This is a genomic window from Proluteimonas luteida (assembly GCF_021191695.1).
Lineage (GTDB): Bacteria > Pseudomonadota > Gammaproteobacteria > Xanthomonadales > Xanthomonadaceae > Luteimonas > Luteimonas luteida.
Genome location: NZ_JAIWPT010000004.1, coordinates 77032 through 90274 on the forward strand (window position 1 = coordinate 77032; position 13243 = coordinate 90274).

The window sequence follows — 13243 nt, forward strand, 5'->3', positions numbered from 1 at the left end:
AGGCCATGACCCCGCCACTGGAAGACGGCGACATGCTCGCCGCGATCGACCTGGGGTCCAACAGTTTCCACATGATCGTCGCCCGCTACACGCTGGGCCAGGTCCGCATCATCGACCGCCTGCGCGAGACCGTGCGCATGGCCGAGGGACTGGACGCGCGCGGCGGCCTGTCGCCCGAGGTGCGCCAGCGGGCGTTGCAGTGCCTGTCGCGCTTCGGCCAGCGCATCCGCGACATCCCGCCGCAGCGGGTGCGCGCGCTGGCCACCAACACCGTGCGCAAGCTGGCCGCGCCGCAGGCCTTCCTGGTGCCGGCCGAGACCGCGCTGGGTCACGCGATCGAGGTGATCTCCGGCCGCGAGGAAGCGCGCCTGATCTACCTGGGCGTCGCCCACGCGCAACCGCCGAAGCCGGACCAGCGGCGGCTGGTGATCGACATCGGCGGCGGCTCGACCGAGTGCATCATCGGCGCGGGCACGCGCACCCTGGAGCGCGAGAGCGTGCAGGTCGGCTGCATCGCCAGCACCCGGCGCTTCTTCGCCAACGGCAAGCTGACCAAGAAGCGCTGGCGCGAGGCACGGGTCGAGGTGGCGGCCGAGTTCCAGCAGTTCGCCAGCACCTATCGCGCGCTCGGCTGGCAGGAAGTGGTCGGCGCATCGGGTACCAACAAGGCGATCGGCGAGATCTGCGCGGCGATGAAGCTGACCAAGGGCGCGGTGACCGCCGAGGCGATGCCGCTGGTCCGCGACCGCCTGCTGGAGGCCGGGCACATCGACGCGATCGCCCTGCCCGGCCTGTCCGACGACCGCCGGCCGATCATCGCCGGCGGCATCCTGGTGCTCGAGGCCGCGTTCGACGTGCTCGGCATCGAGCGCATGCAGGTCAGCAAGGCGGCGATGCGCGAGGGCGTGCTGCAGGACATGCTCGGACGCGGCGGCGAGGACGACCCGCGCGAAGCCTCGATCGAGGCGCTGATCCAGCGCTACGGCATCGACGATGCGCAGGCGACGCGTGTCGAGAGCACCGCCTTGCGGCTGTTCGACCAGGTCGCGCGCGACTGGGCGCTCGACGGCGACAACCTGCGCATGCTGGCATGGGCCGCGCGCGTGCACGAGCTGGGACTGGTCATCGCCCACAGCCAGTACCACGTGCACGGCGCCTACGTGCTGGAACATTCCGACATCGCCGGTTTCTCGCGGCAGGAACAGCAGTTCCTCGCCGCGCTGGTCCGCTGCCACCGGCGCAAGGTGCCGAAATCGGCGTTCGACGCCCTGCCCGAACGCCTGCTGTCGGCGGCGCGGCGCAGCGCGGCGCTGCTGCGGCTGGCGGTGCTGCTGCATCGCAGCCACGAGGCCGAGACCATCCCGCAGCTGGACGCGAGCGCCGAAGGCAACCACCTGCGCGTGCGCTTCTCGCGACGCTGGCTCGACAGCCTGCCGCTGCTGCGCGCCGACCTCGACGGCGAACACCAGGACATCGCCGCGCTCGGCATTACCCTGGACCTGGGCGCCGACTGAGCGGCGTGCATCCCGCGGGACGGCTCCCCGGTCCGCCCTGCGCACGCTGTCACCGCGGCGTCACCCCGCTGTCATCGCCGCGGCACGTGCGGGCGCCAGCATGCCGGCATCAGCACAGCGGATGGACCGATGCGCTACGCGATCGTCACCGACACCTATCCGCCGGACGTCAACGGCGTGGCGTTGACGCTGCAGTCGTATGCCCGCGGCCTGCGCGAACGCGGGCATGCGGTCGAGGTGATCCGCTCCGCGCTGCACGGTGAATCGCCCGGCCAGGACCAGGACACGCTGCGCATCCGCAGCCTGCGGCTGCCGTTCTATCCGACGCTGCGGCTGGCATGGCCGGCCGGCCGGCGCCTGCGGCGCCACTGGCGCCGGGCGAAGCCGGATGCCGTCTACGTCGCCACCGAAGGCCCGCTGGGCTGGTCCGCCATCCGTGCCGCCCGCGCGCTCGGCATTCCGGTGGTGACGGCGCTGCATACGCGCTTCGACCTGTACATGGCCGACTACGGCATGCCGTGGCTGCAACCGGTCGCGGTGCGCTGGATGCGCCGCTTCCACAACCGCGCCGACACCACGCTGGTCGCGACCCAGGCACTGGCTGAATTCCTGCTCGGACACGGGTTCGGCCGGGCCGTGGTGCTGGCGCGCGCGGTCGACACCACGCAGTTCGCGCCGGCGCACCGCGATGCCGCGCTGCGCGCCGCCTGGGGCTTGGCCCCCGGGGCGTTGGCGGTCGTGCATGTCGGCCGCATCGCCGCGGAAAAGAACCCGGACCTCGCGGTCCGCGCCTTCCGCGCCCTGCAGGCGCAGCGCCCGGACGCGCGCCTGGTGTGGATCGGCGACGGACCGCTGCGCGCCGGCCTCGAACGCGCGCATCCGGACTTCGTGTTCTGCGGCATGCGCCGCGATGCCGACCTCGCCCGCCACTTCGCCAGCGGCGACCTGTTCCTGTTTCCCAGCCGCAGCGAAACCTTCGGCAACGTGGTGCTGGAATCGATGGCCTGCGGCGTGCCGCTGGTCGCCTTCGACCACGGCGCGGCCTCGGAGTACCTGTGCGACGGCCTGCACGGCGCGAAGCTGGCCTGCGACGACGACGCCGGCTTCGTCGCCGCGTCGCTGCAGCTGGCCGGCGACGACGAGCGGCGGCGCGCGATGGGCCTGGCCGCGCGCGAATCGGTGCTGCGGCTGACGCCGGACCGGGTCGCCGCCGATCTCGATGCGCTGCTGTCGGCGCTGCCGCCGGCCGGCCGGCCGGCAGCGGCGGTCGCGCCATCCGTTTCCTCCCCGCAGGACGCCACCCATGCACGCGCCTAGCCGCCTGCAGCGCCACGACGCCGGCTGGTGCCTGCTGGCCAACCGCGCCTGCGCGCGCGGCGGAATCCGCCGCTACTTCGCGACCGTCAGCCGGCTCGGCGACGGCGTGTTCTGGTACCTGCTGATGGGCCTGCTGGTGATCGCCGACGGCCTCGACGGACTCTTCGCCGCGGCCCACATGGCCGCGACCGGCGGCGTCGCGCTGCTGCTGTACAAGCGGCTCAAGCGCTGGACCCGGCGGCCGCGGCCGTTCGCCGCCGACGGCCGCATCCGCGCCTGGGTCGCGCCGCTGGACGAGTTCAGCTTCCCGTCCGGGCATACGCTGCATGCGGTCGCGTTCTCGATGGTCGCCGTCGCCCACTACCCGGTGCTGGCCTGGCTGCTGGTGCCCTTCGCGACCAGCGTCGCGGTCTCGCGCGTGGTGCTGGGCCTGCACTATCCCAGCGACGTGCTGGCGGCAACCGCGATCGGCAGCGCGCTGGGCGGCGCGTCGTTGTGGCTGGCGGGGATCGTCTGACACGCGCCATGCGGGACGGGTCGCGACCCGCGCTGCGGCTTCGACCGGCGATTGCCTGGCCGGTCATGACCCGCCCTGCCGATTCCTTCCGCGGCGCGGGCAAGCGCGATCCTCAGCCCGTCGTTGCCAGCGGCCGTGTCCAGAAGGTCAGCGCGTGCGGCACGTCGCCCACGCCCGCCTCCTGCCAGCGCAGCAGCATGGTCATCCCCGGCTGGCGCACATAGCCGCGCTTGCGCCAGAACGCGCTGTTGTCGCGATGGCCATCGGGGCGCCTCGGGTCGCCGGCGTCGCGGTCGACGGCGGCGAAGGCGGTCAGGTCGAAGCCGCCGAGCGCGCGCGCATGCGCCTCGCGCGCATCGAAGAACGCGTGGCCGATGCCGTGGCCGCGCCAGTCCGGCAACAGCACCGATTCGCCGAAGTAGAACACCCGCTCGACGGCGACGTCCTGTGCGGCGAACGGCGCCTGGAACGCGGCATCGTCATCGACCAGCGGCAGGCCGGTCGAGGCACCGACGACCGCGTCTCCATCGAACGCGAGCACGAACACGCTGCGCGGCGAGCGCGCGTAGGCGGCCAGGTAGCCGCGCTCGTAATCGGGATCGCCGGCGTAGAGATACGGCCAGTCGCCGAACACGCGCATGCGCAGCCGCGCGACATCGTCGAGGAACGGCTGTATCGCCTCGCCGGACAGCACGCGCAACGTGGGAACGGAACGGCTCATGCCGTGCATTCTGGCATGCGTGCCCGATTGATACGCCGGGGCCGCGGACATCGCCGCGGCCCCGGCAGGCAGGTTGCGGGGGCTCAACGCGCCGGCAGCGGCGGCGGCGCGGGCGCCGGTCCCGGCGATGCAGCCGCGACCTGGTACCAGTCCACGCGCCGGGTCGCCAGCATGATCGCGGCCAGGATCACGAACAACAGTCCCGCGCCGAGCACCAGCGCGTTGTCCTCCGACACCAGCAAGCCGTACAGCGCCGCGTAGAGCAGCGCCAGCAGCGCGGTGAAGCCGATGCCCCAGGCGCGGCTGCGCAGTACCGCCACCAGGTAGGCGCCGAGCAGGCCGACGCAGGCCACGCTGGCGACGAGATAGGCCCAGCCGAACGCGATGCGCTCCGACAAGCTGACCAGCAGCAGGAAGAAGATCGCCAGCGCCAGCCCGACCAGCGCGTACTGGACCGGATGGATGCGAAGCTGCTGCAACAGCTCGAACATGAAGAAGCCGGTGAAGGTCAGCAGCACGAACAGGATGCCGTACTTGCTGGCGCGGTCGGCACGCAGGTAGGCGTCGACCGGATCCACCAGCGAGATGCCCAGCAGGTCGAGGTCGGCGCTGCCGTGTTCGAGCAGCATCGGCGCGGTATGGCGATCGATGCGCCCGCCGTTGCGGTACTGCCGCTGCGCGTCGCTGGCCAGCGACGAAATCGCCCAGTCGGCGCGGAACCCGTCGCTGCCGATCTCGCGGCTGGTCGGCAGGAAGCGGCCATTGAACTGCGGGTGCGGCCATGGGGAATCGACGACGACGCGGTTCTCGCCCGCCAGCGGCATCACCGCCAGCGACTCGGTCCCGGCGAGCGCGAAGTCGAACACGCTGGACAGTCGCAGCCGCTGGCCGGGCCGGACCGCGCCAAGCTCGACATGCAGGCCCGAGCCCATGTCGCCGCCGGCGCCCTGCTGCAGCGCCACCGCCGCATCGTCGATGCGCAGCCGCGGCGTGCCGCGCAGGCCGCGCACGTCGGCGATGCCGTAGCTCAGGAACGGCCGGCCGATGCGGCGCGCCGCCGCGCTGTCGGCGGCATTCTCCTCATCGGGGATGCGCACGTCGAACGCGGCCTTCATCTGCCCGCCGAGCGCGTACATGCGCACCTCGTGCAGGCCGAGACGGCGCGAGTACGGCGCGAGCGTGCCGGCCATGTCCATCGTCGTCGGGAAGAACAGCCACTGCCGCTGGCGCTCGCGCAGCACCGTGCCCAGCGGACGGCCGTTCGCGTCCTTCTCCTCGACCTCGACGGTCTCGGTATAGGGCACCACCAGCACCGGCGCGGCCAGCGCCTGGCCACCGGCCTCGCTGCGGCCGATCTGCGCGACCGCCTCGGCGCGGTAGCGCTGGCGGTCATGGATCACGCCGCGGATCAGCAGCAGCGGCAACAGGATCGCCAGGCTCAACCCGGCGACGATCAGGATCTTCAGGGCCAGTCGCATCGCACCACTCCATCGGGAAAGTGGCGGCAGCGTGCCGCGCGCGCGTGGGCGCACGAAGGCGGCTGTGTGAAGCGGCTATGAAGTGGCGACAGTGCGTGCCAGCGGCAGTTCGACGCTCGCGATCGCGCCGCCGCCTGCGCGGTTCTCCAGCGTCGCGCGCCCGCCGTGCAGCGCCGCGACCTCGGCCACGAACGCCAGGCCGATGCCGCTGCTGCGGCTGCCGCCATCGGGCCGTGGCAGCGAATAGAACCGCTCGAACACCCGGTCCAGCGCGTAGCCGGGGATGCCGGGGCCGCGGTCGGCGACGGTGATGCGCACGCGCTCATCGCCGGCCGGCGCGAGCGCGACTTCGACCTCGCCGCCAGCCGGCGAGAAATCGCAGGCGTTGTCGACCAGGTTGGCGACCATCTGCCGCAGCAGGAATGCATCGCCCGGGACCACTGCATCGCGGCACGCGGGAGTGACCTTCAGCCGCAGCATCACCCGGCGCGGATCGGCCTGGAACGCGGCCAGCACCGTATCGAGCAGCGCCGGCAGCGGCACCCGCTCCGGCTGCTCGATACGCTGGCGGTGCTCGACCGCGGCCAGCGCCAGCAGCTTGTCGATCATCTGCGCCATGCGCTCGCTCTGGCTGCGCACGCTGGCGGCGAAGCGTGCGCGGTCGGCGTCGGGCAGCGGCGCCTCCAGCAGTTCCGACGCGCCGCGGATCGCCGCCAGCGGCCCCTTGAGCTCGTGGGTCAGCGCATGCACGTAGCGCTCGACGTACTGCCGGCCTTCCAGCCGCTCGCGCATGGTCTCCAGTGCGCGGCCCAGGTCGGCGAACTCGCCGGCCGACGCCGGCGGCGTCGCCCGCTGCCCGGCCGTCACCGCGTCGGCATAGCGGCGCAGGCCGCCGAGCTGGCGCGACAGCCACCACGCGGCCAGCAGTCCGATCAGCAGCGCGGTGCCGAGCAGCAGCAGGCCCCAGCGCATGATCGTGCGTTCGCTGCGGGCGATGAACGGTGCGATCGCCTGGTTGGGCTTGGCCACCGCGAGCACGCCGACGATGCGGCTTCCGTCGCGGATCGGGGCGGCGACGTGCATCACCGAACTGGTCTCGTCGTCGGGATCGCTGCGCGTGGAGCGCGCGCCGTAGCGTCCGCGCAGCGTCAGGTAGACGTCGTTCCAGCGGGAATAGTCGCGGCCGAGGTCGCGGCCGGACGAATCGAACACGACGATGCCGTCGGCGTCGGTGACGTAGACCCGGTAGTCGGCCGCACGCTTGCGGAAGCCCCAGATGTTGGCGCCGATGTCGCGCGCGCCCAACGCCCGCACCCGGTAGGCGAACCGGCCGTCGTCGATGCGCCCGGCCAGGAAATCGTCGGTCGCCAGTTCCGCGAGCACGTTGGCGGTGTCGGCCAGCGTGTCCTCCATCGCCTGGCGCACGCCCGGCTTCACTTCCTGCGAGAACACCCGCATCAGCAGGAACGCGGCCAGCGCGACGATGACGAAATAGCCGAGCAGGATGCGCAGGCCGATCTTCATCGGGCCGCTACCCCGTGCCGGCCGCCGCTCGCGGCCGCCATCAGCCCACGTCCAGCGAGTAGCCAAGCCCGCGGTGGGTACGCAGCGGGTCGCTGTCGGGTGCGACCGCGCGCAGCTTGGCGCGCAGCGTCTTGACGTGGGTGTCGACGGTGCGGTCGCCGCTGTCGAGCGCATCGCCCCAGACCCGGTCCATCAGCTGCGCCCGCGACAGCACCGCACCGGGCCGCGCCAGCAGCGCCGCCAGCAGGCCGTACTCGTAGCGGGTGAGATCCAGCAACCGGCCGCGAAAGCGGATGCGCCGGCCTTCCGCGTCATGGACGAAGCCGCCGGCCACATGCGCCCCGAGCGCGGGGCCCGGCGCCGGGGCGGCACGGCGCAGCACCGCGCGCACGCGGGCCGCGAGCTCGCGCGGCGAAAAGGGTTTCGGCACGTAGTCGTCGGCGCCCAGCTCGAAGCCGAGCACGCGGTCGGCCTCGGCGTCCTGCGCGGTCAGGAAGATCACCGGCAACGGCGCGCGTGCGCGCAGTTCGCGGCACAGCGCGAAGCCGCCGAGGTCCGGCAGGCCGACGTCGAGGATCGCCAGGTCGAACGCACGCGACCCGGCCGCCTCCAGTGCCGCGCGCGCGGTCAGACAGTGATGCACCGCGTGGCCGTCGCCGCGCAACGCGTAGGCAACGGTATCGGCGATCGCGGTCTCGTCCTCGACCAGCAGGATCTGCGGCATTCGCTCGTTCCTCCCCGGATGCGACAGGATACGGCGTCGGCGTCCGCTGGCGCTGCCGCGGCCCCGGTCGCGCAATGACGCCCGCGTCCGCCCGCGTCGACAGGCGCCGCGGCGCGGCCGGCGCGCACGCGCATGGCCGCCGCCGGCCGCTGCGGCTACGCTGGCGCGATGAACTACCGCCACGCCTTCCATGCCGGCAACCATGCCGATGTCCTCAAGCACGTCGTGCTGCTCGCGATCTGCGACGCGCTGACCGCCAAGCCCGCGCCGTGTTTCGCGCTCGACACCCACGCCGGCGCAGGCGTCTACCGGCTGCAGGCCGAGGAGGCCCGGCGCACCGCCGAGGCCGACGACGGTATCGGCCGGCTGCTGGCATCGTCCCCGAGCGACCCGCTGGTGAGGCGTTACCTCGACGCGGTCGCCGCCTGCCGCATCCAGCACGGTGCCGACAGCTACCCCGGCTCGCCATGGCTGCTGGCGCACGCACTGCGCCAGCAGGACCGCATCGCCTGCTGCGAGCTCGAGCCCGGTGCGCTGGAAGCACTGCGCCGCAGCGTCGGCCACGATCCGCGCGTGGCCGTGCACGCGCGCGACGGCTATGGCGCGTTCAGGGCGCTGCTGCCGCCTCGGATCGGCGCGCAGCGCTTCGCCCGCGGGCTGGTGCTGGTCGACCCACCCTACGAGGCCCAGCAGGCCGAGTTCGACGCCGCGCTGGCGGCGCTGCGCGAAGGCCTGGCGCGCTGGCCGCAGGGCATCTACGCGCTGTGGTACCCGATCAAGCAGCGCCGCACCCTGCACGGCTTCCTGCGCAAGGCGGGGCTGCTGCAGACGAAATCGACCCTGGTCGTGGAACTGCTGGTGCGCGCCGACGACTCGCCGTTGCGGATGAACGGCAGCGGGCTGCTGCTGCTCGATCCGCCATGGCAGCTGGCCTCGGCGCTGGTGCCGGCGCTGCGCGTGCTGCAGCAGGCGCTCGGCGACGGCGGCGCCTCGACCCGCGTGCACTGGCTGCGCGAGCAGCCCTGAACCTCGCACCCGGCCACGGCCGTTCGCAACGCCTTCACGATGCCTGAATCGGCACCTCGTTTAAGGTCGGTGGACCTTCCCAGACCGACTCTCGATGACCGCCCGCAACCGCCTGCCCCCGTGGCACGAAGAGATCCGGCTGGCCAATGGCCGCCAGGTCCTGGTCCGACCGATCCGCCCCGCCGACGCCGAACCGCTGCGCGCCGCGTTCGACCTGCTGCAGCCCGACGAGGTCCGGCAGCGGTTCCTGTACGCGAAGAAGGAACTCTCGCCGGAAACCGCGCTGCGTCTGACCCAGCCCAATCCCAAATCCGAGTTCGTGCTGGTCGCGGCCGAGCCATTGACGCCCGGCGATGCATTGCTGGGCGCGGTCGCGCGCGCGGCGGTGCTGCCCGGCACCCGCCACGCCGAGTTCCACATCCTGGTCAGCCACTACGTGGCCGGCATGGGACTGGGCCGGCACCTGATGCGCCGGCTGGTGCGCTGGGCCAAGGGCAAGCGGCTGGAATGCCTGTACGGCGACGTGCTCGAGGAAAACGAGCCGATGCTGGCGCTGGCCAGGTCGCTGGGGTTCCAGCAGAGCCCGATCGAGGCGCCCGGCATGGTCCGGGTCTCGCTGGATCTCAAGCGCCCATCCGCCGAGGCCACAGCCGACACGCCGCAGGACTGAACCGCACGGACTCCGGCCGCCGGAAGCAGACCGGATCCGCGTAGGGCCGGTCCCGACCCGCCACCGCCCGGACACGATCCGGACGGTCCGCACCCGCCCCCTGTCTCAGGCCCTGCGACGCATTCGTCTAGAATTGCGGGTTCGCAGCGCCGGCCGCAGGGCTTTCGGCGCTGTCGTCGTTTCGCCGATCTGGAAGACCGCACCGTATGACCCCCGCTGCCTCCGCCCCGCCGCGCCCCGGCTCGGGCCAGTCCCGCGCCTGGTGGCGCGCCCCTGCCAGCCGTAGTGCGCTGGCGTGGTCGGTGCTGCAGGCCGCGGCCGCGCACGACGGCCCGCTGCTGCTGGTCGCCCGCGACAACCAGGCCGCGCAGCAGCTGGAGCACGACCTGCGCACGCTGGCCGGCGACAACCGCGAGCTGCCGGTGCTGGCGTTCCCCGACTGGGAAACCCTGCCCTACGACCGCTTCAGCCCGCATCCGGACATCGTCTCGCAGCGCCTGGCGGCGCTGCACCGGCTGCCGACGCTGGGCCGCGGCATCGTCGTGGCGGCGGTGCAGACGCTGATGCAGCGGCTGGCGCCGGTGCAGCACGTGGTCGGCGGCAGCTTCGACCTGGCGGTCGGCCAGACCCTCGACCTGGACGCGGAAAAGCGCCGACTGGAGAATGCCGGCTACGGCAACGTGCCGCAGGTCCACGATCCCGGCGACTTCGCCGTGCGCGGCGGCCTGCTCGACGTCTACCCGATGGGCGCCGACCAGCCGTACCGCATCGAGCTGTTCGACGATGCCATCGAGTCGATCCGCGCGTTCGACCCCGACTCGCAGCGCTCGCTCGACCACGTCCAGGCACTGCGGCTGCTGCCCGGCCGCGAGGTGCCGCTCGACGACGCCGCGGTCGCCCGCGCGATGGACGCGCTGCGCGAGCGCTTCGACATCGACACCCGCCGCAGCGGCCTGTACCAGGACCTCAAGGCCGGTGCCGCGCCGGCGGGCATCGAGTACTACCTGCCGCTGTTCTTCGCGCCGCCGCGGCGCGCCTCGCTGGCCGAGCGCGAGGCGCCGCTGGCGACCGCGACGCTGTTCGACTACCTGCCCGCGACCACCCTGCCGCTGCTCGACGCCGGCGCGTCCGACGGCGCCGACCAGTTCTGGCAGCAGATCGCGCACCGCTTCGATCAGCTGCGCCACGACATCGAACGGCCGCTGCTGCCGCCGGCGGAGCTGTGGCTGGCACCCGATGCGCTGCGCGAGCGGCTCAACCAGGGCCAGCGCATCGAGGTCTGCGACGCCGCGCACGCGCGCCACGCGCAGGCCACGGCGCTGGGCGAGCAACCGGCGCCCGAGCTGCCGCTGGCCGCGCGCGACCACGCACCCGCCGATGCGCTGCAGTCGTTCCTCGGCCACTATCCGGGCCGGGTGCTGATCGCCGCCGATTCGGCCGGGCGCCGCGAGGCGCTGCTGGAAATCCTCCATGGCGCCGGGCTGCGGCCGGTGGTGCTGCCGGACTTCCCGGACTTCGCCGCCGACGCCGGCGCGCGCTTCGCGATCGCGATCGCGCCGCTGGAGGACGGCTTCGCGCTCGACGCGCCGCAGCTGACCGTACTGACCGAACGCCAGCTGTTCCCCGAGCGCGCCACCCAGCCGCGTCGGCGCAAACGCGCCGCGCGCGATCCCGAGAGCATCATCCGCGACCTCGGGGAGCTCAGCGAAGGCGCGCCGATCGTGCACGAGGACCATGGCGTCGGCCGCTACCGCGGCCTCGTCGTGCTGGAGGCCGGCGGCCAGCCAGGCGAATACCTCGACATCGAATACGCCAAGGGCGACCGGCTGTACGTGCCGGTCTCGCAGCTGCACCTGGTCAACCGCTACACGGGCGCCTCGCCCGAGACCGCGCCGCTGCACTCGCTCGGCGGCGAGGCCTGGACCAAGGCGCGCAGGAAGGCGGCCGAGAAGGTCCGCGACGTCGCCGCCGAGCTGCTGGAAATCCAGGCCAAGCGCCAGGCCCGCGCCGGGCTCGCGCTGGAGGTCGACCGCGCGATGTACGAACCCTTCGCCGCGGCCTTCCCGTTCGAGGAGACGCCCGACCAGCACGCGGCGATCGAGGCGGTGCTCCGCGACCTCGGTTCCAGCCAGCCGATGGACCGCGTGGTCTGCGGCGACGTCGGCTTCGGCAAGACCGAGGTCGCGGTGCGCGCGGCCTTCGTCGCCGCCGCGGCCGGCAAGCAGGTCGCGGTGCTGGTGCCGACCACGCTGCTGGCCGAGCAGCACTACCGGACGATGGCCGACCGCTTCGCCGACTGGCCGCTGCGCGTGGAGGTGCTGTCGCGCTTCAAGAGCACGAAGGAGATCAAGGCCGAACTGGAGAAGCTGGCGCGCGGCGAGATCGACGTCATCGTCGGCACCCACCGGCTGCTGCAGCCGGACGTGAAGTTCAAGGACCTGGGCCTGGTCATCGTCGACGAGGAACAGCGCTTCGGCGTGCGCCAGAAGGAAGCGCTCAAGGCGCTGCGCGCCAACGTGCACCTGCTCACGCTCACCGCCACGCCGATCCCGCGCACGCTGAACATGGCGATGGCGGGGCTGCGCGACCTGTCGATCATCGCCACCCCGCCGCCGAACCGGCTGGCGGTGCAGACCTTCGTGGTGCCCTGGGACGACGCCCAGCTGGGCGAGGCGTTCCAGCGCGAGCTCAGCCGCGGCGGCCAGGTGTATTTCCTGCACAACGACGTCGAGAGCATCGGCCGCATGCAGCGCCAGCTGCAGGAACTGGTGCCCGACGCGCGCATCGGCATCGCCCACGGCCAGATGCCCGAGCGCGAGCTGGAACGGGTGATGCTGGACTTCCAGAAGCAGCGCTTCAACGTGCTGCTGTGCTCGACGATCATCGAGTCGGGCATCGACATCCCCAACGCCAACACCATCATCATCAACCGCGCCGACAAGTTCGGGCTCGCCCAGCTGCACCAGCTGCGCGGGCGCGTCGGCCGCTCGCACCACCGCGCCTACGCCTACCTGGTCATTCCCGACCGGCGCAACATCACCAGCGACGCGCGCAAGCGGCTGGAGGCGATCGCCTCGATGGACGAGCTCGGCGCCGGCTTCACCCTGTCGACCCACGACCTGGAGATCCGCGGCGCCGGCGAGCTGCTCGGCGAGGGCCAGAGCGGGCAGATGGCCGAGGTCGGCTTCAGCCTCTACACCGAGCTGCTGGAGCGCGCGGTGCGCAGCATCCGCCAGGGCAAGCTGCCGGACGTCGACGACGTCGAGGCGCGCGGCGCCGACATCGAGCTGCACGTCCCGGCGCTGATCCCCGAGGACTACCTGCCCGACGTGCACACGCGCCTGATGCTGTACAAGCGCATCAGCAGCGCCCGCGACGGCGACAGGCTGCGCGAGCTGCAGGTCGAGATGATCGACCGTTTCGGCCTGCTGCCCGACCCGGCCAAGCACCTGTTCGCGGTCGCCGACCTCAAGCTGCAGGCCACCGCGCTGGGCGTGCGCAAGCTCGACCTCGGCGAGGCCGGCGGCCGCGTGCAGTTCGTCGAGAAGCCGAAGGTCGACCCGATGGCGGTGATCCGCCTGATCCAGGGCCAGCCGGCGCACTACCGCATGGACGGTCCCGACCGGCTGCGCGTCAGCCTCGACCTGCCCGACGCCGATGCGCGCATCCGCACCGCGCGCGGGCTGCTGATCGCACTGGCGCCGGCCGCGGCGAGCGCACGCTGACCGCCCACGCGGCGGCAGGGCGGCGGC

General features: G+C 72.6%; 10 protein-coding genes. 6 read left to right on the forward strand and 4 right to left on the reverse strand.

Annotated elements, in window-relative coordinates; translation table 11 throughout:
- The first annotated feature begins 5 nt into the window (after positions 1 to 5).
- The 3 genes from ppx to LDO26_RS05160 all read left to right on the forward strand — a co-directional run bounded on the left by ppx (position 6) and on the right by LDO26_RS05160 (position 3348).
- Positions 6 to 1514, forward strand: a complete 1509-nt coding sequence (gene ppx / locus LDO26_RS05150; RefSeq protein WP_232130145.1) for an exopolyphosphatase — start codon at positions 6 to 8, stop codon at positions 1512 to 1514.
- Positions 1515 to 1643: 129 nt separating this feature from the next.
- Entirely contained in the window at positions 1644 to 2831 is a 1188-nt protein-coding gene (locus LDO26_RS05155) for a glycosyltransferase family 4 protein (RefSeq protein ID WP_232130006.1), read from the forward strand.
- Positions 2818 to 3348 carry a phosphatase PAP2 family protein gene (locus tag LDO26_RS05160; RefSeq protein WP_232130007.1) on the forward strand — a complete coding sequence of 177 codons (531 nt, stop codon included), beginning with the start codon at positions 2818 to 2820 and terminating at the stop codon, positions 3346 to 3348. Before LDO26_RS05155 ends, LDO26_RS05160 begins: the two co-directional genes overlap by 14 nt.
- Before the next feature lie 112 nt (positions 3349 to 3460).
- Here LDO26_RS05160 and LDO26_RS05165 read toward each other — a convergent pair whose 3' ends face one another.
- From LDO26_RS05165 to creB, 4 genes are all read right to left on the reverse strand, one after another.
- Positions 3461 to 4078: a GNAT family N-acetyltransferase gene (locus LDO26_RS05165; RefSeq protein ID WP_232130008.1), complete on the reverse strand. Its 618-nt coding sequence runs from the start codon at positions 4076 to 4078 to the stop codon at positions 3461 to 3463.
- 74 nt (positions 4079 to 4152) lie between these two features.
- A complete protein-coding gene (creD, locus tag LDO26_RS05170; RefSeq protein WP_232130009.1) occupies positions 4153 to 5547 on the reverse strand; it encodes a cell envelope integrity protein CreD in 1395 nt (464 codons plus the stop codon).
- A gap of 75 nt (positions 5548 to 5622) precedes the next feature.
- Positions 5623 to 7071, reverse strand: coding sequence for a two-component system sensor histidine kinase CreC (gene creC, locus LDO26_RS05175; protein ID WP_232130010.1), 1449 nt, complete (start codon positions 7069 to 7071; stop codon positions 5623 to 5625).
- Positions 7072 to 7111: 40 nt separating this feature from the next.
- Positions 7112 to 7795 carry a two-component system response regulator CreB gene (creB, locus tag LDO26_RS05180; protein WP_232130011.1) on the reverse strand — a complete coding sequence of 228 codons (684 nt, stop codon included), beginning with the start codon at positions 7793 to 7795 and terminating at the stop codon, positions 7112 to 7114.
- 168 nt (positions 7796 to 7963) lie between these two features.
- On the opposite strand from creB, the gene LDO26_RS05185 reads away from it, so the two are divergent.
- The 3 genes from LDO26_RS05185 to mfd all read left to right on the forward strand — a co-directional run bounded on the left by LDO26_RS05185 (position 7964) and on the right by mfd (position 13216).
- Positions 7964 to 8821, forward strand: coding sequence for a 23S rRNA (adenine(2030)-N(6))-methyltransferase RlmJ (locus LDO26_RS05185; RefSeq protein ID WP_232130146.1), 858 nt, complete (start codon positions 7964 to 7966; stop codon positions 8819 to 8821).
- A 94-nt stretch (positions 8822 to 8915) separates the two neighbouring features.
- A complete protein-coding gene (locus LDO26_RS05190; RefSeq protein ID WP_232130012.1) occupies positions 8916 to 9491 on the forward strand; it encodes a GNAT family N-acetyltransferase in 576 nt (191 codons plus the stop codon).
- Between the two features lie 206 nt (positions 9492 to 9697).
- The gene (mfd, locus tag LDO26_RS05195; RefSeq protein WP_232130013.1) at positions 9698 to 13216 is read left to right on the forward strand and encodes a transcription-repair coupling factor; all 3519 of its coding nucleotides are present in this window, start codon (positions 9698 to 9700) and stop codon (positions 13214 to 13216) included.
- Positions 13217 to 13243: the final 27 nt, after the last annotated feature.